The sequence below is a fragment of the Gordonia jacobaea genome (genome assembly GCF_001186365.1).
Lineage (GTDB): Bacteria > Actinomycetota > Actinomycetes > Mycobacteriales > Mycobacteriaceae > Gordonia > Gordonia jacobaea.
Window position 1 is genome coordinate 139,789 of sequence record NZ_LDTZ01000019.1, and the last position, 26,587, is coordinate 166,375.

27 protein-coding genes are annotated in these 26,587 nt (G+C 65.7%); 3 read left to right on the top strand and 24 right to left on the bottom strand.

The window, feature by feature from the left end; translation table 11 throughout:
• Positions 1-88: 88 nt before the first annotated feature.
• The 19 genes from ABW18_RS15805 to hpt all read right to left on the bottom strand — a co-directional run bounded on the left by ABW18_RS15805 (position 89) and on the right by hpt (position 17,808).
• Positions 89-1,237 (bottom strand): NAD(P)-dependent alcohol dehydrogenase, encoded by a 1,149-nt coding sequence (locus ABW18_RS15805; RefSeq protein WP_049699937.1) that lies wholly within the window; start codon positions 1,235-1,237, stop codon positions 89-91.
• Positions 1,234-1,791 (bottom strand): flavin reductase family protein, encoded by a 558-nt coding sequence (locus ABW18_RS15810; RefSeq protein WP_049699938.1) that lies wholly within the window; start codon positions 1,789-1,791, stop codon positions 1,234-1,236. Before ABW18_RS15810 ends, ABW18_RS15805 begins: the two co-directional genes overlap by 4 nt.
• On the bottom strand, positions 1,788-2,906 hold the full coding sequence (locus tag ABW18_RS15815; protein ID WP_049699939.1) for a zinc-binding dehydrogenase: 1,119 nt from the start codon (positions 2,904-2,906) through the stop codon (positions 1,788-1,790). Before ABW18_RS15815 ends, ABW18_RS15810 begins: the two co-directional genes overlap by 4 nt.
• On the bottom strand, positions 2,906-4,153 hold the full coding sequence (locus ABW18_RS15820) for an acyl-CoA dehydrogenase family protein (protein ID WP_160318053.1): 1,248 nt from the start codon (positions 4,151-4,153) through the stop codon (positions 2,906-2,908). Before ABW18_RS15820 ends, ABW18_RS15815 begins: the two co-directional genes overlap by 1 nt.
• Positions 4,154-4,340: 187 nt before the next feature.
• Complete coding sequence (locus ABW18_RS15825; RefSeq protein WP_049699941.1) at positions 4,341-5,315, bottom strand: AraC family transcriptional regulator; 975 nt, start codon at positions 5,313-5,315, stop codon at positions 4,341-4,343.
• A 163-nt stretch (positions 5,316-5,478) separates the two neighbouring features.
• Positions 5,479-5,928 (bottom strand): hypothetical protein, encoded by a 450-nt coding sequence (locus ABW18_RS15830; RefSeq protein ID WP_049699942.1) that lies wholly within the window; start codon positions 5,926-5,928, stop codon positions 5,479-5,481.
• Between the two features lie 209 nt (positions 5,929-6,137).
• Positions 6,138-6,947: a type III pantothenate kinase gene (locus tag ABW18_RS15835; protein ID WP_049699943.1), complete on the bottom strand. Its 810-nt coding sequence runs from the start codon at positions 6,945-6,947 to the stop codon at positions 6,138-6,140.
• 7 nt (positions 6,948-6,954) lie between these two features.
• Positions 6,955-7,407: an aspartate 1-decarboxylase gene (gene panD, locus ABW18_RS15840; RefSeq protein ID WP_049699944.1), complete on the bottom strand. Its 453-nt coding sequence runs from the start codon at positions 7,405-7,407 to the stop codon at positions 6,955-6,957.
• The gene (locus ABW18_RS22760) at positions 7,392-7,640 is read right to left on the bottom strand and encodes a hypothetical protein (protein WP_152930107.1); all 249 of its coding nucleotides are present in this window, start codon (positions 7,638-7,640) and stop codon (positions 7,392-7,394) included. Before ABW18_RS22760 ends, panD begins: the two co-directional genes overlap by 16 nt.
• Positions 7,641-7,773: 133 nt before the next feature.
• Positions 7,774-8,688: a pantoate--beta-alanine ligase gene (gene panC, locus ABW18_RS15850; protein WP_049699946.1), complete on the bottom strand. Its 915-nt coding sequence runs from the start codon at positions 8,686-8,688 to the stop codon at positions 7,774-7,776.
• Between the two features lie 68 nt (positions 8,689-8,756).
• Positions 8,757-9,785, bottom strand: coding sequence for a Rossmann-like and DUF2520 domain-containing protein (locus ABW18_RS15855; protein ID WP_049699947.1), 1,029 nt, complete (start codon positions 9,783-9,785; stop codon positions 8,757-8,759).
• 177 nt (positions 9,786-9,962) lie between these two features.
• Positions 9,963-11,432: a DUF6779 domain-containing protein gene (locus ABW18_RS15860; protein WP_049699948.1), complete on the bottom strand. Its 1,470-nt coding sequence runs from the start codon at positions 11,430-11,432 to the stop codon at positions 9,963-9,965.
• Positions 11,433-11,534: 102 nt separating this feature from the next.
• Positions 11,535-12,077, bottom strand: coding sequence for a DUF3180 domain-containing protein (locus tag ABW18_RS15865; protein ID WP_049699949.1), 543 nt, complete (start codon positions 12,075-12,077; stop codon positions 11,535-11,537).
• Positions 12,074-12,625 carry a 2-amino-4-hydroxy-6-hydroxymethyldihydropteridine diphosphokinase gene (gene folK, locus ABW18_RS15870; protein WP_049699950.1) on the bottom strand — a complete coding sequence of 184 codons (552 nt, stop codon included), beginning with the start codon at positions 12,623-12,625 and terminating at the stop codon, positions 12,074-12,076. Before folK ends, ABW18_RS15865 begins: the two co-directional genes overlap by 4 nt.
• Positions 12,622-13,002, bottom strand: coding sequence for a dihydroneopterin aldolase (gene folB, locus ABW18_RS15875; protein ID WP_049700101.1), 381 nt, complete (start codon positions 13,000-13,002; stop codon positions 12,622-12,624). The genes folK and folB overlap by 4 nt, the downstream gene beginning before the upstream one ends.
• On the bottom strand, positions 12,995-13,912 hold the full coding sequence (gene folP / locus ABW18_RS15880; RefSeq protein WP_476729718.1) for a dihydropteroate synthase: 918 nt from the start codon (positions 13,910-13,912) through the stop codon (positions 12,995-12,997). The genes folB and folP overlap by 8 nt, the downstream gene beginning before the upstream one ends.
• Positions 13,909-14,547 carry a GTP cyclohydrolase I FolE gene (folE, locus tag ABW18_RS15885; RefSeq protein ID WP_049699951.1) on the bottom strand — a complete coding sequence of 213 codons (639 nt, stop codon included), beginning with the start codon at positions 14,545-14,547 and terminating at the stop codon, positions 13,909-13,911. The genes folP and folE overlap by 4 nt, the downstream gene beginning before the upstream one ends.
• A gap of 11 nt (positions 14,548-14,558) precedes the next feature.
• Positions 14,559-17,042 carry an ATP-dependent zinc metalloprotease FtsH gene (gene ftsH, locus ABW18_RS15890; protein ID WP_235434413.1) on the bottom strand — a complete coding sequence of 828 codons (2,484 nt, stop codon included), beginning with the start codon at positions 17,040-17,042 and terminating at the stop codon, positions 14,559-14,561.
• A 190-nt stretch (positions 17,043-17,232) separates the two neighbouring features.
• Complete coding sequence (gene hpt, locus ABW18_RS15895) at positions 17,233-17,808, bottom strand: hypoxanthine phosphoribosyltransferase (protein WP_049699953.1); 576 nt, start codon at positions 17,806-17,808, stop codon at positions 17,233-17,235.
• Between the two features lie 402 nt (positions 17,809-18,210).
• Between hpt and ABW18_RS15900 the strand changes: the two genes are divergently transcribed.
• Positions 18,211-18,873 (top strand): DUF8020 domain-containing protein, encoded by a 663-nt coding sequence (locus ABW18_RS15900; RefSeq protein WP_049699954.1) that lies wholly within the window; start codon positions 18,211-18,213, stop codon positions 18,871-18,873.
• Between the two features lie 53 nt (positions 18,874-18,926).
• Here ABW18_RS15900 and tilS read toward each other — a convergent pair whose 3' ends face one another.
• Genes tilS through dacB form a run of 3 tightly spaced genes read right to left on the bottom strand, consistent with a single transcriptional unit; the run spans position 18,927 to position 22,452 of the window.
• The gene (tilS, locus tag ABW18_RS15905) at positions 18,927-19,883 is read right to left on the bottom strand and encodes a tRNA lysidine(34) synthetase TilS (protein ID WP_049699955.1); all 957 of its coding nucleotides are present in this window, start codon (positions 19,881-19,883) and stop codon (positions 18,927-18,929) included.
• Positions 19,862-21,049 (bottom strand): zinc-dependent metalloprotease, encoded by a 1,188-nt coding sequence (locus ABW18_RS15910; RefSeq protein WP_235434414.1) that lies wholly within the window; start codon positions 21,047-21,049, stop codon positions 19,862-19,864. Before ABW18_RS15910 ends, tilS begins: the two co-directional genes overlap by 22 nt.
• A complete protein-coding gene (gene dacB, locus ABW18_RS15915; RefSeq protein ID WP_083444428.1) occupies positions 21,046-22,452 on the bottom strand; it encodes a D-alanyl-D-alanine carboxypeptidase/D-alanyl-D-alanine endopeptidase in 1,407 nt (468 codons plus the stop codon). Before dacB ends, ABW18_RS15910 begins: the two co-directional genes overlap by 4 nt.
• Before the next feature lie 136 nt (positions 22,453-22,588).
• Here dacB and ABW18_RS15920 point away from each other — a divergent pair, with 136 nt between their 5' ends.
• On the top strand, positions 22,589-23,071 hold the full coding sequence (locus ABW18_RS15920) for an inorganic diphosphatase (RefSeq protein WP_005207556.1): 483 nt from the start codon (positions 22,589-22,591) through the stop codon (positions 23,069-23,071).
• A 120-nt stretch (positions 23,072-23,191) separates the two neighbouring features.
• Here the strand turns inward: ABW18_RS15920 and ABW18_RS15925 are convergent, their stop codons facing one another.
• Positions 23,192-24,883, bottom strand: a complete 1,692-nt coding sequence (locus ABW18_RS15925; RefSeq protein WP_049699956.1) for an MDR family MFS transporter — start codon at positions 24,881-24,883, stop codon at positions 23,192-23,194.
• Complete coding sequence (locus ABW18_RS15930; RefSeq protein ID WP_049699957.1) at positions 24,880-25,356, bottom strand: MarR family winged helix-turn-helix transcriptional regulator; 477 nt, start codon at positions 25,354-25,356, stop codon at positions 24,880-24,882. The genes ABW18_RS15925 and ABW18_RS15930 overlap by 4 nt, the downstream gene beginning before the upstream one ends.
• A gap of 191 nt (positions 25,357-25,547) precedes the next feature.
• Here ABW18_RS15930 and alc point away from each other — a divergent pair, with 191 nt between their 5' ends.
• A complete protein-coding gene (alc, locus tag ABW18_RS15935) occupies positions 25,548-26,531 on the top strand; it encodes an allantoicase (RefSeq protein ID WP_235434421.1) in 984 nt (327 codons plus the stop codon).
• Positions 26,532-26,587: the final 56 nt, after the last annotated feature.

The window sequence follows — 26,587 nt, forward strand, 5'->3', positions numbered from 1 at the left end:
GGTCCGGCCGGTCGTCTACGTTGTTTGTCGCTCGTGTCCCGAGAGGCACTGGCGAGAGATGAGTTGTGGTGAGCTAAGACGAAATCCGTCAGAACACGATGACCGGCTTGATGACTCGGCCGCTCTTGGCCGCGGCGATCGCATCGTTGATCGCGTCCATATCGAAGGTGGTGACCAGCCGTTCCACCGGCAGATCACCGTTGCGCCAATGGTCGACGAGTTCGGGTATCACCTGGTTCGCGTCGCAGTCGCCGATCGCCACACCGGAGATGGAGATATTGCGGGCGATGAACATGGTGACATCGGTCGTGAACGCGGTGCCCGGTGGCGGCGCGCCGATCACACCGCAGTGTCCGCCGGTGATCGTCGCCGCCATCGCGACGTCGAGAACTCCTGCCGCACCGCTGGTTTCGAGCGTCTGGTCGGCGCCGCCACCGGTGATGCGCTGAATCTCTTCGACGGAATCCGATGCCGACGGATCGATGACGTCGGTGGCACCGAGCTCGAGGGCCAGCTCGCGCCGCGAGGCGACCGGGTCCACACCGATCACCCGGTCGATGCCACGAATCCGGGCCGCCATCACGGCTCCGAGACCGACGGTGCCCAAGCCGAATACCGCCAGGCTGTCCATCGGGCGGGTGGTCTGGGGATGAAGGACCGGCCCGGCGCCGGTGATGATGCCGCATCCCAGCGGCGCCGCGACCTCTGCCGGCACGTCATCGGCGACGACGATCGCAGTCGAGCGGGGCGCAAGAATCGTTGCAGCAAAGGAGGATTGACCGAACCAGTGCGAGTGGATCGGGCTGCCGTCCAGAGAGAACGCCGTTGTGCCGTCGGGTCGACCGCCTGCGATGTTCATCCCGAAGGCGTTGGCGCACGCCCAGTACCGACCGCGATCGCAGCTTCGGCAATGTCCGCAGTGATCAATGGTCAGCACCACCCGATCACCGATACGCACATCGTCGACTCCCTCACCCACCGCTGTGACGGATCCGGTTCCCTCATGGCCGAGGACGATCGGGAACTGTGCCGGAAACTGTCCGTCGCGCGCGCTGAGATCGGTGTGGCAGATACCGCTCGCGGCCAGGTCGATCCGGAGTTCGCCTGCGGCCGGTGCGCCGATCTCCACCTCCTCGACTTTCAATGGCGCGCCGATGGTGGCGGCGACCGCGGCGCGCACCGTGCGTGATGGGCCTGCCGATTCGTCGGCGGCGGGGTCGGTGACGGAAACACTCATGACGACTCCTGTTTTGGTGTGGCGCTGTGTGATGCGGCGCTCCAGGCGCCGAAAGCGCTGCGGAAGAACAGCAACGGCTCGGCGTCGGGATGGCCGTCAAGGGCAACTACTCGTCCGACGGATAGGAAGTGGTCACCGACGATGTGCTCGGCGTACAGCTCGCACTCGATGTGGGCGACCGCGTCGTCGAGCAGCGGTGCGCCGGTTTCACCGAGATGCCATGGCGCAAGCGCGAATCGGTCGATGCCGCGGCGTGCGAAACCCAGCGCGGTCGCCGATTGCGTGCTGGACAGCACGTTCACCGCGAACGACCCGCTATCCCGGATCGCAGGATAGGTCGACGACGTGGCCGCAGGCGCGAAAGCCACCAGCGGTGGGTCCAGCGACATGCTCATGAATGACTGGCAGGTCATGCCGACGTTCTCCCCGCTCCTGGAAGCGGTGATCACCACGACGCCGGAACAGAATCGCCCGAGAACGTCGCGGAACAGATCCGAATCGAACGGGTCGCGAGTTGGGCGAGCGGCACCTGCCCTGATGTCGAGCGCGGTCATCGTCGCGGCTCCACAACAGCTGCGACGACCTCGCAGTCGGCCACCTGATTGAGGACGCCGTCGATGGCGTCGAGGCCCACAGTGGTCGAAACCATTGAATCGAAGTCCAATTCACCGCGTTCGAGAAGCCCCGTCCACACCGGGATGTCACGCAACAGGTTGGTCTGTCCCCACTGGCAGCCGTGAATCTGTTTGCCGTTCATCGCTGCGTCGAACGCGCTGATCGGCAGTGTCGCAGTGAGGAAGTCCTTGGTGACGCTGGCGAGGACGACGTGACCCGTCGGGCGCGTGATCGCCATGGCGGTACCCATCGCGGTCGCCTCACCCGAGGCCTCGAAAGCGAACTCGACGCCGCGCTTGTCGCCGAAGAGAGCCGGATAGCTGCCGGCCACCTCTTTGACCTTCTCGACGAGGTCGGGATCATTGGCGTCGAAGGTGTGTGTGGCGCCGAACTTTTCGGCAATTTCCCGACGATGCGCCAGCGGATCGATGGCGATGATCGTTTCTGCTCCGAGAACACGCGCGCTCTGCAGGTATGCGAGCCCCGTCATGCCACACCCGACGACCGCGACGCTGGCTCCCGCGGTGACCGGCGCGACGTTGAACGCTCCACCTACGCCACCTGCACCGCCGTCGGCCAGGACGGCCAGCGCCTGATGGGATAGACCTGTGGTCAGCGGCACCACCTGGATTTCCCTGGTCAGCATCTGTTCGGCGTAGGACCCGAGGTAGGAGTGCGCGACCGTGGAACCCGTTCTGGCGAGCTCGATCTCGGGCCCGAGGAAGGTCAGCTCGCCGCACATGTCCGGCCGATCGCGTAGACATGCGTAGCAGACACCGCACCACGGATTGGCCGATGCGAGCACGGTGTCGCCCACGCGTACCCGACTGACGTCGGAGCCCACGGCAGACACGATGCCCACACCCCCGTGACCGGGGATCTGCGGGATGTGTGCGCCGGGCGGGAACGGGGGATTGTCGAAGGCGATGACGTCGGTGATGCAGGCGACCACCGCGGTGGTGTCGACAACCACTTCGTGCGGGCCGGGAGCGGGCAGGTTCACATCGTCGACCTCGACGTGGCGGCCGTTTCCGTGCCAGAGTGCCGCGCGCATCAGGCGTTCGCCTCTGCGAGTGCGGCAACGGCGTATCCGCTGGCGGTGGCTTCGCGAATGGTCTGCGCGACGTGGCTGCGGTACATGGTGAAGTCTCGCCAATAACGTTGTGTGCGTGTGCCATCCTTCATCGCGCTGGACCCGGTCACACGAGCCATCAGATCCATCGCTTCGGTGAGCACCTTGCCAGCCTGGATGGCCAGCGAGACCAAGCGCTGATTCTCGGCAATGGTGACCGGCCTGCCGGTCGCCGCCGACTCGGCGCACAGTTGGGTGTAGGAGGCGGTGACGCTGAGCAGGCAGGCTTCAGCCTGATCGATCAGGGTGGTTGCCTCGCCGTACCACTGCCGATAGAACGAGTCCTCTGCGCGGACAGCCATCGGTGGCCACATCGTCTTCTTCACCGGCATCGTCGCCGCGAACTCGTCGAACATCGCCTTGGTCATTCCCAATGCGACGGCGAGCAATTCGGCGAAGAAGAACGGCTGGATCGGCCCGATGTACATCGGATTGCCATACAGCTCAAGCCCATAGGTCTGATCCGGACGAATGGCGTTGATATCGATGTCGAGGACGTATCCATGGTCGACGACGCAGTGGTCGACCTTGACCGAGTTGGAACCGCTGCCCTTGAGGCCGATCAACGTGCCCCAGTCGTCGAGGATCTCGTACTTGTCGCGCGGTACCAGCGCCAGCCCCGGATGGGGACGACCGCCGTCGGCGGGCATGATCATCACCGCATTGAAAACGTGTGTCGAGTAGGGCACGCCTGAGCAGTAGTCCCAGAGCCCGTTGAGTTCCCAACCACCGTCCACCGGCGTCGCGGTCACCGAGGGCACCACGCGGGAGGGCGCGATGAAATGTCCGTCGGCGCCCATGGCCTCGGCTTGAACGTCGGCATCGAACAGCCCGGCAAGGTTGACCACGTGGGCCGAGCCCAGGCACAAACACCATGCTGTCGAAGGACATCCGCGACCGATTTCGACGACGACGCGCAGGAAGTCTTGAATCGACAGTTCGTAGCCGCCCAGAGCAGCCGGCTGCAGCATCCGGTAAAAGCCGAGCCGCCTGAACTCCTCGTGCAGCTCCGGCGAGTAGCGGGTGCGTCGCTCGGTTTCGGCTTGCTCCTCGCGCAGCCTGTCCCTCAACCCACGCGCACGAGCCAAGAAGTCGTCAACGGTCAGTCCTGGCTCGGGGACCGGGATCTGCTTCCGCACAGACGTTTTGGTGGAATCAATGACGGTCATCGACACTCCTCTGATTGAGACCCACGGCCGACACCAGTGACGGTGGCGGCTCGCTTCTGTTCTCGAGTGTGATGCGGCGCACATCGGTAATGAAAGGAGATGCGGCGAGGTTGGCCGAAATCAGCCGCGATGTCTGATCACCGGAGGGCGTTGACCGAATTCCAAAGCCGTTCCACGACTTGCTCGTTCACCCATCGCCCCGAAGTGCACGGCGAAGTGCGTTGTCGCGCAATATGTCGTCGGGCCTGTTCCCGAACCTGGCGTGGTACGTGCGCGAGAAGTTTCCGACCGAGCCGAAACCGCAGCGAACCGCGATCTGTGCCACGGTCAAACCGTCGTCGGCTTGGAGCAACATCCCCCTGGAGCGCAGAAGACGTTGCTCACGAACATATTTGGGCACACTGGTGTGCGCCTCGGCGAAGATCCGGGACAGGTGCCGTTCGCTGATCCCGACAGCACGTGCCACATGTGGTGCGGTCAGACCTGGATCGGACAGATTGGCCGCGATGTAGTCACGTGCTCGGTCAAAATGATTGTGGACGGCTGGCTCCGGTCGCGGAGAGAGGACAGCGGAGATGAGCTCCACCAGGTCGTCCTCCGCGAGCGACTCGGCCGCCTGATCGCTCGTCGCGGCAATCAATCGCGTTCTCAAAGCGGCACCGGCGAAATTGTTGCCGATGTCGATGACCCGCGGAGTGAATCCGATTGGCACACCCGTCGATCGTTGCAGAAGTGGCGTCGGAACGACGACGGCCAGAGCTTCGGTGTCCTCGCCGAAGCCACTGACGAACGGGCGCTCGAGGCTCGTGACCAACAACCGATCGACCGTGGCGAAGTGGGTTTGGCCGTCGGTGAACAGGAAAGTATGGCCTTTGAGGGTGATCGTGATCAGCGTGGCGGGCACACCATCGTCGGATACAAATCTGCCCGACATCTCGACGATGTGGGACCCCATTCGCAACGACATGACACGCAGCGAACCGACCTCGGCCACCGTTCCCGTTGCATCGAGTCGCTCGTCACCGAGGACTTTGGCGTGCAGCGGCAGAAAGGTACTGCTGGTGAACTCCTCCCACCGGGCCGCGGATTCGACACCGAGCCCATCGGTGGTGAAGGCGATCGGATCAGGAGCCGACGGCCGCCCCGACGCCCCACGTGCCATGTCTACTCCCACGTCCTCCAGTGCTCGCGGCGAAAGACGCGATGAAACCGCACTGCCACGCCGCACCTGGCCATGTTATCCAGGTCACACGATGGTTCGGCAAGTGGCGTGAAAGCATGACCGAAATGACGCCGGATGGCCGATTCCCACAGGAGACGGACCCTCAGTGCGCGGAGAAGACCGCCAGTTCGCCCGCGCTGATCTGGCCGTTGATGCCGTCGCGACGCAGGCCGCGGAACCCGCCGACGACGAACACAGCACCACTGACACCGCGTGCCTGCAGGTGCCAGGCCAGCCACTCGGCCTCGTGGCCGTCGTCGCTCACGACGACCCAGCGCCGATCGGCGGTTGCCGTGCGCAGCGAGGTCGGTGAGCCGGGGGTCAGCAGGTCGAGCGCTTCCGCGGCGTCGACCGCCAGCGCACCGAGCAGCGCGCCGTCGAGCCTGCGCTTGCGGTGACTGCGGATGTCGACCGGCACTGCTCCTGCAGCGATCGCGGCGCGGTAGGCCGTGGGCTGAAGCGAGAGCGGAACGTCGGGGACGGGCTGTGTGACCGGCGCCTGTGCGAAAGAGTGAACCTGGACCAGTGCGTTAACCAGCGGTGATGCGGTCATGAGAGAAACCTCGAGAGTGATCGAAACGAGCGGGGGGCGTCGACGAAGGGCGGCCGCATGATGCGGACTCAGCCCTGACAACACTCCTGACAGCTCTTGATCACGGCGACAAGTTTGCCACAGTGCACCGCCGCGGGCCATGCCTGCGGGAGTTTTGTGCTCGCGGCGCGCAAAAAGAAGAAGTTCGACGCCGCGCTGGGCGTGCCAGGTCAGCGGCTCCCGCGCCCACGGCCCTGCTGTTTGGCCCGCTCGGACACCAACCGGAGCCCCTCGAGAGTCAGATACGAGTGGTGCGTGGTGAGCGTGCGGCTCTCCGGGAAGATCAGCGGTGCCAGCGACCCGGTCGCCACGACCGTCAGATCCCGGCCGTCGAAGCCGTCGACGGTGCCGCGCACCCGGTCGACGAGTCCGTCGACCTGCCCGGCGAATCCGTACAGGATTCCCGACTGCAACGCTTCGACGGTGTTCTTGCCCAATACGCTGCGCGGAGGCATGAGCTCGACGCGGCGAACTGTCACCGTGTGCTCGGCGAGGGCCTCGACGCCGAGGTTCACTCCGGGCGCGATGGCACCGCCGAGGAACTCGCCCTTCGCAGAGACCGCGTCGACAACTGTGGCCGTGCCGAATGCGACAACGATGCACGGCCCACCGTAGATATGGTGCGCGGCAAGACAATTGGCAACACGATCAGTGCCGACCTCTTTGGGGTTGTCGACGAGCAGCGGAACCCCGGTGCGCACACCCGGTTCGAGGAGCACGTGATGGACGCCGTCGTAGTAGCGCGAGACCATGACACGGAGCTCGCGCAACAACGCCGGCACCGTCGACAACGCGGCCACGCCGGTGATCTGCTCGATGTCGCCGCCGAGTAGCCCGCGGATCGCCATCGCGAGTTCGTCGGCGGTCAGGTGTGGGTCGGTGTGAATCCGCCAGTCCCGCACCAGGGTGGCGTGCTCACCCGACCCCGCGAACACCCCGAGATGGATGTTCGTGTTCCCGACCTCGACGGCGAGCAGCATCGACGACCTACACCGTTGAATCTGCGAAGTCGGTTCGCGCCGAGTCAGTTTCGGGGTGGCGGGGGTCCAGCAGTCCTGATCCTTCTGGTGCGTGCGCGGGATCTGTGCCGTTCTCGACGACGCGGTTGGCCTCGTCGACGAAGACCACGTGCGGGCTGTAGGCACGCACCTCCGCTTCGTCGAGGATCCCGTAGGCGATGATGATCACCAGATCACCGGGATGAACGAGATGTGCTGCCGCGCCGTTGATCCCGATGACGCCGGTACCGCGGTCGCCCGCGATCGCATAGGTCTCGAGACGGGCGCCGTTGGTGATGTCGACGATGGTGACCTGTTCGCCTTCGAGAAGGTCCGCGGCGTCGAGCAGGTCGGCGTCGATGGTCACCGACCCGACGTAGTGCAGATCGGCCTGAGTGACGGTCGCCCGGTGGATCTTCGACGTCATCATGGTGCGAAACATGCTGTCATTCCTCTGTGTTGGCGTGCATTGCGGGCGGGCTGCAGAGTCTGTGGGGGCGTGATCTCGACAAGCTCGATCAACGGGGAACGGCGCTCGATCAGCGAGGGGGTGATCTCGACAAGCTCGATCAGCGGGGAGCGGCGCTCGATCAGCGAGGGAGTGATCTCGACAAGCTCGATCAGCGGGGAACGGCGCTCGATCAGCGAGGGCGTGATCTCGACAAGCTCGATCAACGGGGAACGGCGCTCGATCAGCGAGGGGCGGCGAATCCTTGGCCCGCTGGTCGAGCGGGCGCGAGCGGAGCGAGCACCCGAGTCGAGACCACTCTCCGCCGCCGCGAACCCGACCAGCGAGAGCCGGTGCGGGTCAGTACGCATCGGGATTCCCGATGTCCTCGGGCTCGATGCCGATCGATACGCCGACGTTGTCGATCAGCCGCGCGGCGCCGAGGCGGGCGGCGACGAGCAGGCGTCCGTCGCCCTTGTCGGGCGCTTCGCCGAGGGCGCGGTCGCGTAGCGCGAGGTAGTCGAGTTCGATGTCAGGCGACGTCGCCAGAACCGCTTGTGCGGCAGCGAGAATCGCGTCCTTGCCGCCGGGGGCGGCGTGCGCTCCTGCGGTGAGCGCCGCAGACAGCGTGGTGGCGATCTCCCGCTGCTCCGGTGTCAGGTAGCGGTTGCGCGACGACAGCGCCAGGCCGTCTGCCTCGCGCACCGTCGGCACCCCGACGATGTCGACGTCGAGGTTGAGGTCGGCGACCATCTGCGCGATCAACACCAACTGCTGGTAGTCCTTCTCCCCGAAGAACGCGGCGTGCGGTGCCGCGATGTTGAGGAGTTTGCACACAACGGTCAGCATCCCCGCGAAATGCCCCGGGCGCACTGCGCCGTCGAGGATGTCGCCCGCCGGTCCCGGCACGATCGTGGTGCGCGGCCCAAGTGGATACATGTCGTCGACGGTCGGCGCGAACACCAATTCCACACCGGCGGAACGCAACAGCTCGATGTCGTCGTCGAAGGTCCGCGGGTATGCGTCGAGGTCTTCGCTCTCGCCGAACTGCAGCGGGTTGACGAAGATCGACACGATGACCACCACGTTGCCGACGCTCTTGGCGGCGTCGATCAACTGCAAGTGGCCCGCGTGGAGCGCACCCATCGTCGGTACCAACGCCACGCGCTTACCCGCGCGACGCAACGCCTGACTGACCCGGTGCAACGTCGCAGGGTCGCGATGCACCGTCAGTTCACCTCGGGCGTAGGCGTCTGGACTCAGCGGCGCGGTCATCGTTCTCCTCCTACACGGCGCGAAAGGCCGTGCGTCACAACATCTGTCGACATCTGTTCGGTGTCCACTCACTGCTCCAATACGTCGAGGAGCGGTGCGGGTGCGTCGGTGTATGCGGCTGCCCGGCGCGCAAGGATGCGATACGCCTCGGCGATCGCGTCCGGTCGATGGCCGCCGGGTAGTGCTCGGAGAGCGTCGAGGTGGTCTGCGACGGCCTGCGCGTCGCCCCTCGCCACGGGGCCGGTCAGCGCGGAGGGACCGAGGTCGAGCACATTGTGCAGAGCTGCGGTCAGAAGCGGCGCGAGAATGCGTTCGGCCAACCGTTCCGAAGATCCGTCGACTGTTGCCGCGTCCCGACCGGACTCCCCCGCGCCGCCCTCGATGGCCGCGTTCATCGCCACGACCGCATCGCTGACAAGTGCGACGAGATGATTGGCACCGTGCGCGAGTGCGGCGTGATAGAGCGTGCGGTCGGCCTCGGCGATCCGGACAGGCTCACCGCCCATCTCGAGCACGAGGGCCGACGCTATCGCGAGACCCACCTCGTCGGAAGCGGTGACGCCAAAGCAAGCCTGCGGCAGTCGGGCGGTGTCGTCGTCGGTTCCGACGAACGTCATCGCGGGATGAATGGCGAGCGGAAGCGCCCCGAGCGCGGTGAGGGGCGCCAAGATGTCGACGCCGTGCGCGCCCGCCGTGTGTACGACGAGCGTCCGAGGACGGAGCCGTCCGCTGTCCACGATCTCGGCGACGACGTCGGAGATGCGGTCGTCGGGTACGGCGATGATCAGGAGCTCCGAGCGGGCGACCACGTCGGGGAGATCGAGAATCTGCGATTCGGGAAGGCGTTGGGCGGCGCGGCGTCGAGACTGCGGCGACCTGGCCACGACCGCTCCGACCACGTGGCCTGCGCGTTCGAGTGCCTCGCCGAGTGCGGTTCCGACACGTCCCGCCGAAATGATGCCGATGGTCAGGCGCGCGGGCGTCGGCAGATTGCTGACCCCTGCGAATTCGGCGGAGAAGGATCCGGAATGGCCTGCTCGCCCCGCGTCGCGGGGTGGCTGATTCGACACGGCGGGATCGCCGTTCGGTGAGGTCACCGGTGTCCTCCCAGATCGTTCCAGTCCCAACTGCAGCGTGGGTACCGGACGTGCACCGCAATGCTAGGCGCTCGACGCATCGTCGGGCCAATGCCTGTGAGACGGGTCACCCAAGCGGATCGTCGACGACACGGGTGAGACGCTCGACGGCTCTGACAGGTGGGCGGAAGGGGAAAGTCAGTCCTCGCGACGACGACGTCCGCCGCCACTGCCACCGGGCGACTGGCGAAGCTGATTGAGCAGCTCTGCGACGGGCAGCCCAGCGGTGTGCGCGGCGTCGTGGTCCTCATCGTCCTCACGACGTCGTCGGCCACCGCTGTAGGTACTCGCGGGCGCACCGTCGCCGGTCTCGTGACGACCCGCCGAGGAGTCAGGGGTGTCGACCGTTTCGGAATCACCGGACTCGGGCGCCGACGTTGCCGTCTCAGCCTGGGCCTCCTGCTCCGGCGCCGCGACGGTGTCGGCGGCTGAAGGGGTCGTCTCCGCAGTGGGGACATAGAACCCGCCGGAAAACGGTGACGCCGAGGTCGATCCTGCACGGGGTTCCTCGTCGTATCCCGAGGTGTAGGGCGCCCGTGGCTGTTCGTCGACCACATCGACGACGACCTCGTCAGCCCTCACCTCTTCTGCACCGAAATCCTCCGGGCCGAATTCCGGGCCCGATCCCGCTGCGCCCGAACCCTCTGAGCCCGAGCCTTCTGGGCCAACGTTCTGCTCGTCGGCCTCAGCTTGCGCCGCGGGCCCCTCGTCGACAGCGACCGTCTCGACCTCGTCGGCGCTTACGTCCTCGACGGCCGCATACTCGACCGCGCCATACTCAACCGCCCCGTACTCGACGGCTGTGTCTTCGGCGTGGATGTCGTCGAGCGGGACCTCGGCGGCGATGCGCCCGGAGATGGGTGCGTCACCCGGAACCACCGGGAGCACTTCGGTCAGTTCGTTGGGGTCGACGTCGGTCCCGAAGCGTCGCGGAGCGTCGAACGGACGGGAGTCGCGTCGACGATGCTCAGCACCGGGAGCGGTCTGCTCGAAGTCGCGCGCGGCAACGGCGCCGTCGTCGTGAGCGGTGTAGTCGGTCGTGCCGTACCCGCCGGAATAGCCCGAGTCGCCGTAACCCCCGTTGCCGTACCCGGTATGGGATTGACCCGACTCGGCGCCGAGACCACCGAGGCCCGAAGCCAGCTCACGTAGCTTCTCGTTGGGGAGAGCCGCGCGCTGATCGGGCAGCGACTCACCCAGCAGCATCTCGAGGCTCGATCGCAGTGCGAGCACCTGCGCCTTGAGTTCGGCCAGTTCGACGCCCGCTTCGTCGCTGATCTCCTTGCGGATCGTCGACTCGACGTCGAGCTCGTACTGCCTGCGCGCGGCGATCTCGCGCTCGAGTTGCAGTTCGTACACCAGGCGCAGGTCGCGGCTCTTGCTCTCGGCGCTTTCGGCCTGCCTGCGGTAGCGCGTGACAAGAATCGCCGCGATCACCGCCGCCCACAGCGCCGCGATCACCGCCAGCGATCCGAGCACCGAGATTTGATCAGTGAAAAGCATCAGCACGCTGGCCACAACGGCCAGCACGATCAGGAGACCCACCAACCACTGCCCGACGCGACCGGAACGGCGTGTGTCGGCGGCACGGCCAGTCGAGGTCGTCATGATCGTGAACTTACCCTCTGACAGCCGCCACGACCGCCAGGCTGGTGCGGAGAGTCACGATTGGACCCATAAGAAGTCGTCCGATCGCGTCACACATGCAAGTCACGCGGGTCCGGGATGACCGTCTGCCCGCGGCTGCGTCGGCTGGTCGGTCGGGTCATCGGGTGCCCGGCAGCAGTACTCGAGCCACAGCGCCGCACCGACGAGCGCGAGTCCGCCGAAGGCGCCCACGATCGCGCCGGGTCTGTCGTGCTCGGCGGCATTCACGCCGTGCTGACTCCACAGGAACACCAGCATTCCCACCCACACGCCGACGGCAACAGCGCCGAGGATCGCGGACGCCTTCGCCAGGGCGAGCACACGCGCGGCCGTCAGCGGGTGCAACTGTCCGCGAGCCCGACCCACCTGACGGTCGGCGACACGTGCGCGCACCACGAAAGCCATCGCCGTCTCGATCGCGGCGAGCACGTAGAGAACGATTCCAGCAAGCAGCGGCAGCGGGGGCAGCGCCGAGTAGTTGTAGCGCACCAGAATCCACGAGACCACGGCGACGAAGACCGCAATGATCAACAGATCGCGTGGTCGCGTCGGACCCAGGCCGGGTTCGTCGGACTCCGGTGGCGTCGACGGCTGCGGGACGGTCACCTCGACACCTCACTCCCAGGTCGGCCCGGCTGCGAGTTCCCGGGTCGCGCGGACAGTCGGCGCACGCCCGCGCGTTCACTCGCGGGTATCGCCGCAACCAGGTCGACGACCGACCGGACACCGTCGGGCGTCCACAGCGTCGCGTCGGGTTCGATCTCCAGCCACGGAACGAGTACGAAGGCCCTGTCCGCGGCACGCGGATGTGGCAGCGTCAGCACCTCGTCGTCGCTGATGATCGACTGTCCGCCTGCGTCGGTCGCGCAGATCACGTCGACGTCGAGTGTCCTTGGCCCCCAACGAATGTCACGGGTCCTATCGGCAGCACGTTCGAGTTCGAAGCCCTGCTCCAACCAGTCGCGCGCCGAAATCGGGGCGTCGACGATCAGCGTGATGTTGTAGAAGTCGGGTTGTTCGACGCCGCCCCACGGGGCCGTCGAATAGATGCTCGACGCCGCGACCAGGTTGTCGGCGAAGGCATCGACGACCTCGCGAAGCCGGGCCTCGCGGTCGCCGAGATTGGTACCTGCGGACAGCACGGCGCGAGTCACCGGACACCACCGGCCGACTTGCGAGAGCGTCGGGTCACGACGGCGACGTCGGCGAAATCCAGCGGGATCGGCGCGGACGGCTTGTGCACCACCACCTCGCAGGCGTGGATGCGGTCGTCGAGCATGATCTTCTCCGCGATCTCCCCGCCGACGGCCTCGATCAGATTGCGCGGGTCACCAGCGACGACGTCGTGGACCTGCTGTGCGAGAGATCCGTAGTCGATGGTGTCGGCCAGATCGTCCGACGCCGCAGCAGCACGCAAATCGGCCCACAGCGTCACGTCGATGATGAAGTCCTGCCCGTCACGGCGCTCGTGGTCGAAGACGCCGTGGTTGCCACGCACGCGCAGACCACGCAGTTCGATGCGGTCAGCCATCTCCATGCTCCCGCCGGACGGCGTGCCGGTCGCGCCCACCTGTACGCCACGCCGCAGCAACAGTCACCGCATCACGGTTGGCTGCGACGTCGTGTACCCGAACCCCCCACGCACCGTGCACCGCGGCGAGCGCGCTGATCGACGCCGTGGCGATTTCGCGGCCCTCCGGCGCACGATCATGGCCGTCCGCGGCGAGCAGCGTGCCGAGGAAGCGCTTGCGCGACGCCCCGACGAGCACCGGGAAACCGAGATCGACCAGGGTCGGCAACGCGTTCAGTAGCGCCCAATTGTGTTGTGCGGTCTTGGCGAATCCGAGACCGGGATCGAGGATGATGTTGTCGGGATCGACGCCGACGTCGACGGCGGCGTCGACTTGGCCGAGCAGTTCACGACTGACCTCTGCGACAACGTCGCGGTATCCACCCGTGTCGTCGACCCGGTGGGTGAATCGTCGACCGGCATCCGATTCGGCTGCCGCGGGACGCCAATGCATCAGAATCCAGGGCAGCCCGGCGTCGGCGAGGAGCGCTGCCATGCCCGGGTCGGCGCGACCGCCCGAGACGTCGTTGACGATCGTCGCCCCGGCCTCGATGGCGGCCGCCGCCACGCCTGCGCGCATCGTGTCGACCGAGACCTGCACACCTTCGGCAGCGAGTGCCGAGATCACCGGAACCACGCGCTTGATCTCGACGGACTCATCGACGCGCACCGCACCCGGGCGCGTCGATTCACCACCGACATCGATGATGTCGGCGCCGTCGGCGAGGAGACGCACACCGTGTTCGACGGCGCGGTCGGGGTCGAGGTAGCGACCACCGTCGGAGAACGAGTCGGCGGTGACATTGACGACGCCCATCACCTTCGTGCGTGCGGCATCGACCGTGTCGGCGGCGACCGGGTGAGCGGTCACCGGGTGATGAGGTCGAGTGCCTCGCCGCGCGAAACGGCGCTTGTCTTGAAGATGCCGCGCACCGCGGACGTCGTCGTGCGAGCGCCCGGCTTGCGAATACCACGCATAGCCATGCACAGGTGCTCTGCTTCGATCACGACGATCACGCCGCGCGGATTGAGCCGCTCAACAAGGGCATCGGCGATCTGGCTGGTCAACCGCTCCTGCACCTGCGGACGCTTGGCATAGAGGTCGACGACGCGCGCCAGCTTCGACAGCCCTGTCACCTGGCCGGTCGGGCCGGGAATGTAGCCGACGTGGGCGACACCGTGGAACGAGACGAGATGGTGCTCGCACGTGGAGTACATCGGGATGTCTTTGACCAGCACCAACTCGTCGTGATCTTCGTCGAAGATGGTGGCGAGGACCTCCGACGGGTCGGTGTAGAGACCGGCGAACATCTCGCGGTACGCATTCGCCACGCGGGTCGGTGTGCGCCGCAACCCCTCGCGGTCGGGATCCTCACCGACCGCGATCAGCAACTCCCGCACAGCCGCCTCTGCGCGCTCTTGGTCGAAGAAGCGCCCATCACCGGTCGACAATTCACGCGACGCGTCGTCGTGAGTCGCGATGTCGTGACCCTCGCTGATTGTCATCGATCCGGCCCTCAGGCTCCGTCTCCGGGTGAACGGTTGTCTCCGTGCGAACCGGTCTCCCCATGCGCACTGTTGCGCTGCGACCCGTCGCCGGCATCATCGCGATGCTGCCCGCCGTTGCTGCCCGCGCCGTGCTGGCCGCCGTACGAACCGTTGCCATAGCCATACCCGTTGGGCTGGTTTCCGTTTGGTTGATTTCCGTTGGCGCCGTTCGGGTTTCCGTTCTGCGGGTACCCCTGCGACTGCGGATATCCCTGCGACTGGGGATATCCCTGCGACGGTGGATTCCCCTGCGATTGGGGCGGCCAACCCGGCGCCGACCAGTCACGCGGAGCACCGTAGTCGGGGCGAGTGCCGCCACCCTGCGAACCCTGCGGGTAGCCCTGCTGAGGATAGGGCTGTCCGTAACCCTGACCCGAGTACGAACCCTGGCCCGGATAGGAACCCTGACCCTGATGAGGGGTTCCGTAGTAGGGCTGCTGCCCACCGGGGTAACCCGGGGCGGCGGGCGCACTGCCTGCACCGACCGGCTCGCGCACCGGCTCCGGCGGAGGCGGAGGCCACGGCTCGCCGCGCTCGATGGCCAACTCGCCCGGGGTCTTCACCGGGGGCTTGTCGCTCGGGGTGCGCTCGCCGAACTCGTTGAACGTCGTGATCCGCGGACGCTTCTCGACGTCGGACAGGATGTTCTCGAGATCCTTGCGGGTCAGCGTCTCCTTCTCCAAGAGTTCGCTGGCAAGCACGTCGAGGGTGTCGCGGTACTCGGACAGGATCGCCCACGCCTCGGTGTGCGCGGCCTCGATCAGTCGGCGCACCTCGTCGTCGATCTCACTCGCGACCTCGGCGGAGTAGTCACTCTGCGCGCCCATGCTGCGGCCGAGGAACGGATCGCCCTGCTCCTGCCCGTAGCGCACGGCGCCGAGCTTAGCGCTCATGCCGTATTCGGTGACCATCGCGCGTGCGATCTTGGTCGCCTGGTCGATGTCCGACGACGCGCCGGTCGTCGGCTCGTGGAAGACCAACTCCTCCGATGCACGACCGCCCATGGCCATCACCAGACGAGCGATCATCTCCGAACGCGTCATCAGGTCTTTGTCCTGCTCGGGCACGGCGAGCGCGTGACCACCCGTTCGTCCACGCGCGAGGATCGTCACCTTGTAGATCGGGTCGAGATCGGGCATCGCCCACGCGGCGAGCGTGTGTCCACTCTCGTGGTACGCGACGACCTTCTTCTCGTGTTCGCTGATGATCCGGCTCTTGCGACGCGGTCCGCCGATGACGCGGTCGACCGCCTCCTCGAGCATTTCCGCCGTGATCTGCGTCTTGTTCTCGCGCGCGGCGAGCAGTGCGGCTTCGTTGACGACGTTGGCGAGGTCGGCGCCCGACATTCCTGGCGTGCGCTTGGCCAAACCGTCGAGATCGGCATCCTCGGCGATGGGCTTGCCCTTGGCGTGCACCTTGAGGATTGCCCGACGACCCGCGATGTCGGGGTTGCCGACGGGAATCTGCCGGTCGAAACGTCCGGGACGCAGGAGCGCCGGGTCGAGGATGTCGGGACGGTTGGTCGCCGCGATCAGGATCACACCCGAGCGGTCGCCGAAGCCGTCCATTTCCACGAGCAACTGGTTCAGCGTCTGCTCACGCTCGTCGTGACCACCGCCGAGACCAGCACCACGCTGACGGCCGACGGCGTCGATCTCGTCGACGAAGATGATGCACGGACTGTTGTTCTTGGCCTGCTCGAACAGATCACGCACACGCGATGCACCGACACCGACGAACATCTCGACGAAATCGGAACCCGAGATGGTGAAGAACGGCACGCCCGCCTCCCCCGCGACTGCCCGCGCGAGCAACGTCTTGCCCGTTCCGGGCGGACCGTAGAGCAGCACGCCCTTCGGGATCTTGGCGCCGAGAGCCTGGTAGCGCGCGGGGTTCTGCAGGAAGTCCTTGATCTCGTAGAGCTCTTCGACGGCCTCGTCGGCACCCGCGACGTCGGCGAAGGTGGTCTTGGGCATGTCCTTGGACAACTGCTTGGCCTTGGACTTGCCGAAGCCCATCACGCCGCCCTTGCCGCCACCCTGCATGCGGTTCATGACGAAGAAGAACAGTCCGAACAGCAGCAGCATCGGCAGCAGGAAGATCATGATCTGCCAGAACACCGACTGCTGCGTCACGTTGGTCTGGTAGCCGGCCCCGGTCGACTTGACCGAGTCGAAGACCTGCTCGCCCGCCGAAGCCGGGTATTTGGTCGAGATCTTCGTGACGTCCTGACCGTCGACCTTGATTGCATCCTTGGTCTCGATCCGCAACTGCTGTTCGCGATCGTCGATCTGGATGAACTTGGTGTTCTTTGTGTTGAGCTGCGTCAACGCGACAGAGGTGTCGACCCCGGTATAGCCGCGATCACCATCGCGCATCGCGCTCCAGCCCCACAGGGCGAGCACCAGCACCGCGAGGATCGCGAGGTTACGGAAGACTGTCTTTCGGTTCATGCGCATTGGTGGAGGTCCAGGCTACGTGGGGCCGCCCGGCGCCGTTACCACTGTCCTTCCCATCGGTTCGTGAACGATGTGAACGCCACCCAAGGGTTCGGTCGTACACATTGAGGCTACCGGTCAACGATCACGCAGGTGAAACCGTTCCCTGTTTATCTGCGCGAGCTCCGCTCGCGCGCTGTGCGGGCTAGTTCTCGTAGACCGACGCGCGCAGGCGGCCGATGAAGGGGAGGTCGCGGTAGCGCTCCGCATAGTCGAGGCCATAGCCCACGACGAACTCGTTGGGGATGTCGAAGCCGACATCGGCGACGTCGACGGGCGAGCGGACCGCCTCCGGCTTACGGAGCAGGGTGCACACCGCCAACGACCGCGGCTGACGGGTGGCGAGGTTCTTCATCAGCCACGACAGCGTCAGCCCCGAGTCGATGATGTCCTCGACGATCAAGACGTCACGACCTGCGATGTCGCGGTCGAGGTCCTTGAGGATGCGCACCACGCCCGACGACGACGTCGCCGACCCGTAGCTCGACACCGCCATGAACTCCATCTGCGAGGGAATGGGCAGCGCGCGGGCGAAATCGGTCATGAACATGATTGCGCCCTTGAGGACGCCGATCAGGACCAGATCGTCCTGCAGATCCGTGTAGCGCTGCGCCACCGACTGGGCCAGCTCCGCGGTCCGCGCCTTGATCTGTTCCTCCGTTATGAGGACAGCTTCGATGTCGTCGCCGTAGTGGTGCTCGATCTCGATCTCGGAATGCACGGATACCAGCTTGACACGTCCACCGAACCGGCCGATGCCCGCGGTGCCGTCCGCTGTGTCTGAACACCATTACCCACCCAAGGAAATGTCGTCTGAAAACAGGACGAATCCATCACAAGAGAATAACGGATCGAAACATGCGTCACCCGCGGGCGCGGTTGTGCCCACGCCCCAAGAAAAGCAGCCACTATCTATTTTCGGGCATCGTAGTGATCGGTATCACTCACTAACGATTCTCGGATTTTATTTGAGGATCACGGAGCGGCGTAATCGCCGATGACAAGCAAACTCAACGTCGGATCAAGGACGAGGACGACAATGAACCAACAGCGGCGATACAACCCCAAGCCACCCTCTCAACTAGCACATTTGCCTGGCGAAACATATTTGCCGACAAAGTATTTGATACGTGCGATTGCAATCTTCGCCGCCGCTGTGCTCGCGATCCCCCTGCTGCAGGCAACTGCCCACGCTGCGCCGTCGTCGGAATCGGTTCACTACCGCCTTTCCGCTGGACCGTCGTCAGTGAGCCTCTCCGTCACCGACGGCACGATAGCTCGTGAGGGCTCTGACCTGGTCATCAAGAACGGCGCGGGAAAGCCCCTTTTCCGCATGGCTTTGTGGTATCGGGATGAATTTCTCGAATTGCCCATCGACGCGCAAGTGACCCCGACATCCGCGACTTTGGTCCCGTCCCGCGACAAACTACGTGCACATCTCGCCGACCCGGTTCAGGTGAACGCGATGCGTGCGGTCGCCGCGAAGGAAGCCCAGACGAAGCAGACGAAGCAACAACGCGACAACGAGGCGCTCACCCGCTTCAACGGTCAGCTGTCGGCCGGAATGACCATTTCTTCTCTGGTCGGACTCGGTCTCGGCGCTGTTGTCGGGGCTGTGGTCGGATGTGGATTCGGTGCGGCGCTGGGCGCGGGAATCGGCTGCCTCTTTCCTGGCATTCAGATCGGTGCGGCGCTCGGGTCGATCGTCGGAATCATCCTCGGCGGAGGTGGGACGCTGATCCTCTCCGCGATCCAGTACTTCCAGACCATCAACTCACCCGTTTAGGACGGCTAAAAGCGATCCCTCCGCGGTGACCCGGCCACGCTTTGGTGACCGGGTCATCGCGGAAGGCGCGTCACCCTCATCCCATCGGCTGTCCGTTCGACCGCCAGCCGGTGATCAGGCGCTCCGCCGATCGCCACCTGGCCCGGCCGAACACCCCGAAGCAGCTCGTCGACGGCCTCGATCACCCGCGTCGTGGGTTCTGTCGCTCCGACCTCCCGCAGCCAGCGCCGCACGACCCTGGTTCGCACCGCGGCGGGAAGGTCGGCGACCGAAGCGACGTCGAGTTCGGCGTGCTCGCCGATCCTCGACGACGTCGAGTAGATCTCGTCCGCGACGTCGTCGAGAGCGTCGACGTCAGCCTGCAGGGAGGTCGCGGTGCGCGCCAGCGCCTCGACGACCCCACCGTGCAGGACATCGTCGAGCAACGGGATCACCTCTGCTCGTAGCCGCACGCGAGTGAATCTCGGGTCGCGGTTGTGCGGATCGGCGTGCGCTGGCAGTGCCAGCTCTGTACACGTTCCGACCGTCTGCGAACGACGTACACCCAGCAGCGGCCGACCCCACGGCTCACGCCACGCACGCATACCAGCGAGCGAACGCGACCCCGAACCCCTTCCGAGGCCGAGGAGGACTGTCTCGGCCTGATCGTCCATGGTGTGGGCCAGCAGGACCGGCAGTCCGTCGCGAGCGGCGTCGAGTGCCGCGTACCGGGCGTCTCGTGCCGCCGCTTCCATGCCTCCGGCGGTACCGACGCTCACGCGCAGCACCTGCGCCGACGCACCGAGGCCTATGGCGGTCCGCGCCGCATCGGCCGCAACAGCATCAGAGCCTGGCTGCAGCGCATGGTCGACGATCAGCGCGCGGACCGTCAGACCCGCACGGAGCGCTCCTGCGGTGAGCGCCAACGAGTCCGGGCCTCCGGACAACCCGACGCACACCTCGGTGAGTCCGGCCAGGTGAGCAGTCGCAAAATCTGCGACCGCGCGTGTCACAACACGCGTGCAATCCATCGCGACGGCTCGTCGATCTCGTCTGGCCGGGGCAGCGTCTCCGCATCGGTCCAGATGGTGTTGAAACGCTCCATTCCGACGGTCCCGACGACCTCGTCGACGAAAGCCTTACCCCGAATGTATTGCGCGAGTTTGGCATCCATACCGATCAACGCCCTGATGATGCGCTGCACGGGATTTCGCGGTGCGGTGCGTCGTTTGTCGAACGACGCGCGGATCTGCTCGACTGTCGGAACCTGTGCCGGGCCAACGGCATCCATGACGTGGTCGGCATGCCCCTCCAGGAGGGTGCCGAGCATCATCATGCGGGTGAACGCCTCGTACTGCTCGGGCGTCTGCAGCATCTGCATCACACCGATGACACCCTTCTCCCGCTTGGCGCCACCGCGCACAGCCGAATTGATCCGTGCGACAACGTCTGTCACCGACTCTCCCGCATCGGACGTCAGCACTGCGATGTTGTCGAGCATGTACTGACGCAGCCAGGGGTTGGCGGAGAACTGCACGCGATGGGTCACCTCGTGCAGACACACCCACAGACGGAAATCCGACGGCACGACGCGCAGACTGCGCTCCACCGCGATGATGTTCGGCGTCACCAGCATGAGCACGCCCGGATTACTTGGCTCGCTCGCGTCCGAACCACTCGGCGTGAACGGGTCGTACTGCCCGAGGATGGCGCCCGCGAGGAACGCGAGGAGACCGCCTGCCTGTAGGCCGCCGACCTTCCCCGACAGTCCGCCACCGGACTCGCCGTCGTCGTCGCCGTCGAGCATCGATCGCATCGACTGAGACGCGGCGTCGACCCAGCCGCGCCGATCGACCACGAGCGCACTCGGTACGCGCAGACCGTCCGCGAGTCCGGTGACCTCGCGCACCGGTCCCTCGGCCCGCACTGCGGCGTCGGCCAGTTCGGCCTGCGCGGCGTCGAGCGTGTACTCGGTGACCTTCGGTCCCGGACGCACCAGCCGTTTCCCGACCGTCGCGGCAAGCGACCAGTCGATGCGCGCACCGATCGACTCGCCGCTCTCCTCCCGCTCGTCTCGCTCGTCTCGCTGGTCGAGCTTGTCGAGACCACCCCGCTGGTCGAGCTCACCCCGCTGGTCAGCTCCACCCCGCTGGTCGAGCTTGTCGAGACCACTTCCCACGTCGGTCGGCTCGGTCATCGGCACCCGCACTCCCTCAACTTGCCCGCGACGTTGTCGAGGGCCGGCCGCGCGTCCGCGGGAGATGTGCCTCCCGAGATCAACGCGAACGACAGCACCCGACCGTCGACCGTCTGAACTATGCCGGTCAACGAACTGACGCCGGTCAGTGTTCCGGTCTTCGCGCGCACCCACCCCGCGCCGGGATTCTCGCCGACGGCGAAACGGTCGGCGAGTGTGCCGGTGCCGCCTGCGACCGGCAGCCCGTCGAGCATCGGGCGGATCTTGGAATCGATCGGCTGATCGCTCCCGGTCGGTCCGCTGGCAGCGGCCATCAGCTTGTCGAGCAGTGCTGCGGGCACGAGGTTGCGGTACGACAGCCCCGACGTATCGCGCAGCGTCACGTTCGAGACGTCGAACTTGTTGTCGGCGAGCGTCTGCTTCACCGCCGACGTACCGCCAGCGAGCGTTGCGGGTCCACCACGAGCGACTGACAGTTCGACGCCGAGCGCCTCGGCGAGCACATTGTCGGAGTAGCGGAGCATGTCGTTGACCCTGGTGACCAGTGGTGCCGAACGGACCGTCGCCACGGTCCGCGCACCAGCGGGAGCGGTGACGTTCGTGACCGGGACGTCGACGCCGAGCGCCTTGGCGAGTTGTTCTCCGGCGGTTATCGCAGGGTTGTCGACGCGCGGGGAGTATTCGTTGAGCGGATCTATGCGCGCGCCGTCGGTCATCAATGCCTCGATCGGAGCGATGTCGCCGCCCTTGATGTCGTCGCGGCTCCAACTGCTGTCCATCGTCGGACCGGTGTACGCACTGGTGTCGACGGCGACGGAGGTGACCGGAACCCCCGACCTACGGACCTGGTCGGCAAGGTCGCTGATCCGACCGGGGTCGGTGTAGAACGTCTGCGACCGTTTCGACTGGGCCGATAGCGTCGGGTCGCCTGCGCCCTTGACGATCACCTGGCCGTCGGTTCCGACCACGACAGTCGTCGTCAGGCGCGCATCGTGCGGGAGTCCGAGCAGCGCGGCAGCCGCAGTCAGGATCTTGGTGTTCGATGCGGGCAACCGTGGGGTGCTCGGGCTCTTCGACCACAGGATTGCGCCGGTCAACGAGTCGCTGACCTGGCCGGTGAACTCGCCGAGCTGCGGCGCGCGGGCCGCCGCGGCGATCTGCCTGGTCACGCCGGACGCCGTCGGCTGTGGTGCCGTCGCCGACACCGCGTTGATCTCAGGCGTCGCGGCGATCGGCGCAGGCCTCGGCGGCACACCTGCCGGGAGGTCGTCGGACTTGTTCATGCGCAACGCCACGAACAGCACGCTCGATGCGACCAATGCCAGCACGATCACCGACACCAGGGTCCACACAACCGCGCGACGTCGACCGCGCAACCGACCGTCCTGATTCCTCGCGCCCACTCGACCTCCGGTCTCGACCCATCTCTTCCGACGCCCCACAGTATCGTTGAGGCGATTCGCACAGCCGGACCGCGGCTGTCGACACCCGCCGACGGCGCACCGATCCCGCCCGAGGCGCCACGATCAAGGAGGAACCGTGGAATTCGATGTGACCATCGAGATCCCCAAGGGAAGTCGCAACAAGTACGAGGTCGATCACGAGAGCGGAAAGGTCTTCCTCGACCGCTATCTCTACACCGCATTCGGCTACCCCGCCGACTACGGCTACATCGACAACACACTCGGCGAAGACGGCGACCCGCTCGACGCGCTGGTCCTGCTGCCCGAGTCGGTGTACCCGGGCGTCGTGGTCAAGGCACGTGTGGTCGCGATGTACACGATGACCGACGAGGCAGGCGGCGACGACAAGCTGCTGTGCGTGCCCGCCAAGGACGTGCGCTGGGACCACATTCAGGACGTCGGCGACGTGTCGGAGTTCGAGCTGAACGCGATCTCGCACTTCTTCGAGCACTACAAGGATCTCGAGCCCGGCAAGTCGGTCACACCGGGCGGTTGGGTCGGCAAGGACGAGGCGGAGAAGGTGGCACAGGCCGCCGTCGAGCGCTTCCCGGGACACTGATCGACGCCTCTGCCGCTACATACTGAAAAATCCACCTCATCTGTTGCACGTCACCTTCGGCACTGCCGAAGGTGAACTGGCACAGATGAGGTGGATTTTCTTTGGTACTACTCGCTGGCCCTACTCGGCAGCCACAGTCTCGGCGGCAGGCTTCCCGCGACGCAGTGGGAGTTCCTTCCACGTGACCGTGCCGATGATCGCGAGCAGCGAGACGATCGACACCGTCAGGAACACCGTGTCCATCGAGTTCGCGAAGCCCTCCTTGATCGGATCGCCCAATTCGGCGGGCAACTTCTCGATGATCGACGTATCGCTCATCACCGCGTCCGACGACCCCGACGCTCCCCCGGGATTCTGCGACGCCGCGATCAGACCCTTGGCGAACTCGCTGACCTGCGGATCATCACTGCCCGCTGCCCGCACGACTGCGGCGCGGTACTCGGGAGTCTGCGCTGCAGACACCATCTCGTCCTTGATGTTCGGTCCCATCATGCTGAACAGCAGTGAGAAGAACACGGCCACACCGAGAGTCGCGCCGATCTGGCGGAAGAAGGTCGCGGTGCCGGTCGACAGGCCCATGTCCTTGGGCGGCAGGATGTTCTGCATCGCGAGCGTGATCGGCTGCATCAGGTTGCCGAGTCCGAAGCCGAGCAGGAACGCCATGAGCATGACGATCCAGACCGGTGTCGACGTGCTCACCAGGTGCAGCAGGAACGTGGCGACGGTGATGAGCACCGCGCCCACGATCGTGAACACCTTGTATCTGCCTGTGCGCGAGATCATCTGACCCGACGCGATCGAACCCATCATCAGACCGAGAACCATCGGCAGCATCTGCAGGCCCGCGACCATCGGGCTCGAGCCGCGCAGCACCTGGAAGTACTGGGGCAGCATCGAGATCCCGCCGAACATCACCGCACCGACGACCATCGAGATCACGATGCCCTGCGCGAACACCCGATTCTTGAAGACGCGCAACGGGATCAGCGCGTCGTCGCCCATCTTGTGTTCGATCCAGACGAACAGCGCGATGCCGAAGGCTCCGACGCCGTAACAGAGCCATGCCCAACCCGAGAACCAGCCCCATTCGCGGCCCTGCTCGGCCACAATCAGCAGCGGCGCGATGCCGACGGCGAGCGCGAACGCACCCCAGTAGTCGGTACGGCCGCCCCGACCCTTCTGTTGGTCGTAGTTGAGCACCTTGGCGACGACGATCAGCGCGAGGATGCCGATCGGCACGTTCACCAGGAAGACCCAGCGCCACCCCGACACCCAGAGGATCGTCGACTGACCGGCGAAGAAGCCACCTAGTACCGGACCGAGCACACTCGACGTGCCGAACACCGCGAGGAAGTAGCCCTGGTATTTCGCGCGCTCACGCGGTGGGACGATGTCGCCGATCGTCGTCAGCGCCAGGGTGAACAGACCGCCCGCGCCGAGCCCCTGCAGAGCGCGGAATGCCGCGAGCTCGTACATCGACGTCGCGAGCGAGCACAGCAGCGATCCGACGATGAAGATCGAAATGGCAAGCAGGAAAAAGGGTTTGCGACCGTAGAGGTCGGAGAGCTTGCCGTAGAGCGGAGTGACGATGGTCGACGTGACGAGGTAGGCGGTGGTCACCCATGCCTGCATGTCGTAGCCGTGCAGGTCGTCGGCGATGGTGCGGATCGCGGTCGACACGATGGTCTGGTCGAGCGCCGCGAGGAACATTCCCAGCATCAAGCCGGCCAGGATCGTGAGGATCTGCCGGTGGGTCAGACCGGCGCCCGCCACCTCGTCAGAAGGCGTGGACACCTGCGTCTCGTCTGTCATCTCGTTCCTTTCCCGGAATGTTCGCCTGCGGGCGCAATCAGCTGCTCCGCGGCGTCGACGAAGCGGTCGAACAACACCACCAGCGTCGACAGTTCGTCTTGGCTCCAGTCCGTCATCGCGGACTCGAACGCTTCACGACGCATCGCTCGCATGCCCTCGACGCGTCGACGTCCCGCTTCGGTGATCACCAGGAGCGTTGCGCGTCCGTCGGCCGGATCGGCCTCGCGACGCACCAGGTCGAGGTCGACGAGTTGTGCGACGTGTCGCGACACGGTCGACGGATCAGCGTTGAGTGCGGCGGCGAGTTCGCTCGATCGCATGGGCGCACGGTCGAGGTGGAACAGCCCGCGGAACGCCGCGGTCTCGAACTCCCCGTCCTTGGTGCGGAACGTGGTGTGGACCGCACGATCCCGAACACGCAGGTATCGGCTGAGCGAATCGAAGAGCTGGTCGATCGACTCCGGGTCGAGCACTGTTACCGCCTTTTACTACCTAACGGACAAAGCCGACGGATGTTACCTATTGCAAGTAGTTGCATGTTGCAAGCAAATGCCGAGCGCAAGTATGCGCTCGAGTTCTGCGCCACGCAAACAGCCAACTACCATCGACATTCGTGACTCCTCAGCCTCCACCACCGTCAGGTAGCCGCCCCCACTTCACCTCCATGCCCGACCTCGCGCTTCGCGATCTCGGCGGCGCGGTCGTGTGGACCAACGACGATCTGTTCGCTGAGGTACAGAACCTGATCAAGACCGGCCCGGCCGAGTACCGGCCCGCAACCTTCGGGCACAAGGGCCAGGTCTACGACGGCTGGGAGACACGACGCCGACGCCGCGACGGCGTCGACCAGGCGATCATCCGCCTCGGCGCACCCGGTGTGATCTACGGCGTCGTCGTCGACACGTCGTGGTTCAAGGGCAACTATCCGCCCGAGATCTCGGTGGAGGCCACCGCGGTCGAAGGCGTCGTGTCGGCGCAACAACTCGTCGACGACGCGGACTGGACAACGATCGTCGAGAAGACCCAGGTCGACGGCGACACCCGCAATCCGTTCAAGGTCGACGCAAAGGGCCGCTTCACCCACGTCCGACTCACCATGCATCCCGACGGCGGTGTCGCACGCTTCCGTGTTCACGGCCGCGGTGTGCCTAATCCGCACTTCTTCCGCTACGGCCACTTCGATCTCGCCGCCCTCGAGAACGGCGGACTGATCACGGCATGCTCGAACATGTTTTACAGCTCACCGAACAACCTGCTGATGCCCGGCCGCGCACGCCACATGGGCGAGGGATGGGAGACCAGCCGCCGTCGCGACTCCGGCAACGACTGGGTACAGGTGCGCCTCGCGGGCCAGGGCAGGGTCAGTCTCGTCGAACTCGACACCAGCTACTTCATCGGCAACGCGCCGGGAGCAGCGACGGTGCGTGGCCGAGACGGCGAGGACGGCGAATGGTTCGATGTGTTGCCGCGCACCGAGCTGCAACCCGACACTCGCCACCGCTTCGTCATCGATCTTGACCGGCCGATGACCGAAGCGCGGATGGACATCTTCCCCGACGGCGGCATGGCACGGTTCAAGCTCTACGGACTGCTGACCGAGGAGTCGCAGGCGGGCCTGATCGAGCAGTGGGAGCGCGGCGAGGCCTGAGCGTCGACACCCGTCGTTCACCTGAAACACCCAATCCGGTCACATGGCGGGTTTTG

What these genes read in the sequence shown, in the direction of transcription:
- ABW18_RS15910 (WP_235434414.1), bottom strand. Translation starts at nt 21,049, where the DNA reads ATGACCGAGCCGACCGACGTGGGAAGTGGTCTCGACAAGCTCGACCAG.
- ftsH (WP_235434413.1), bottom strand. Translation starts at nt 17,042, where the DNA reads ATGAACCGAAAGACAGTCTTCCGTAACCTCGCGATCCTCGCGGTGCTG.
- tilS (WP_049699955.1), bottom strand. Translation starts at nt 19,883, where the DNA reads ATGGATTGCACGCGTGTTGTGACACGCGCGGTCGCAGATTTTGCGACT.
- panD (WP_049699944.1), bottom strand. Translation starts at nt 7,407, where the DNA reads ATGTTTCGCACCATGATGACGTCGAAGATCCACCGGGCGACCGTCACT.
- ABW18_RS15820 (WP_160318053.1), bottom strand. Translation starts at nt 4,153, where the DNA reads ATGACCGTCATTGATTCCACCAAAACGTCTGTGCGGAAGCAGATCCCG.
- folB (WP_049700101.1), bottom strand. Translation starts at nt 13,002, where the DNA reads ATGGCTGACCGCATCGAACTGCGTGGTCTGCGCGTGCGTGGCAACCAC.
- ABW18_RS15830 (WP_049699942.1), bottom strand. Translation starts at nt 5,928, where the DNA reads ATGACCGCATCACCGCTGGTTAACGCACTGGTCCAGGTTCACTCTTTC.
- ABW18_RS15805 (WP_049699937.1), bottom strand. Translation starts at nt 1,237, where the DNA reads ATGAGTGTTTCCGTCACCGACCCCGCCGCCGACGAATCGGCAGGCCCA.
- ABW18_RS15835 (WP_049699943.1), bottom strand. Translation starts at nt 6,947, where the DNA reads ATGCTGCTCGCCGTCGAGGTCGGGAACACGAACATCCATCTCGGGGTG.
- ABW18_RS15815 (WP_049699939.1), bottom strand. Translation starts at nt 2,906, where the DNA reads ATGCGCGCGGCACTCTGGCACGGAAACGGCCGCCACGTCGAGGTCGAC.
- panC (WP_049699946.1), bottom strand. Translation starts at nt 8,688, where the DNA reads ATGACCGCGCCGCTGAGTCCAGACGCCTACGCCCGAGGTGAACTGACG.
- ABW18_RS15810 (WP_049699938.1), bottom strand. Translation starts at nt 1,791, where the DNA reads ATGACCGCGCTCGACATCAGGGCAGGTGCCGCTCGCCCAACTCGCGAC.
- alc (WP_235434421.1), top strand. Translation starts at nt 25,548, where the DNA reads ATGCCCGACCTCGCGCTTCGCGATCTCGGCGGCGCGGTCGTGTGGACC.
- ABW18_RS15860 (WP_049699948.1), bottom strand. Translation starts at nt 11,432, where the DNA reads ATGACGACCTCGACTGGCCGTGCCGCCGACACACGCCGTTCCGGTCGC.
- folE (WP_049699951.1), bottom strand. Translation starts at nt 14,547, where the DNA reads ATGACAATCAGCGAGGGTCACGACATCGCGACTCACGACGACGCGTCG.
- ABW18_RS15825 (WP_049699941.1), bottom strand. Translation starts at nt 5,315, where the DNA reads ATGGCACGTGGGGCGTCGGGGCGGCCGTCGGCTCCTGATCCGATCGCC.
- ABW18_RS15925 (WP_049699956.1), bottom strand. Translation starts at nt 24,883, where the DNA reads ATGACAGACGAGACGCAGGTGTCCACGCCTTCTGACGAGGTGGCGGGC.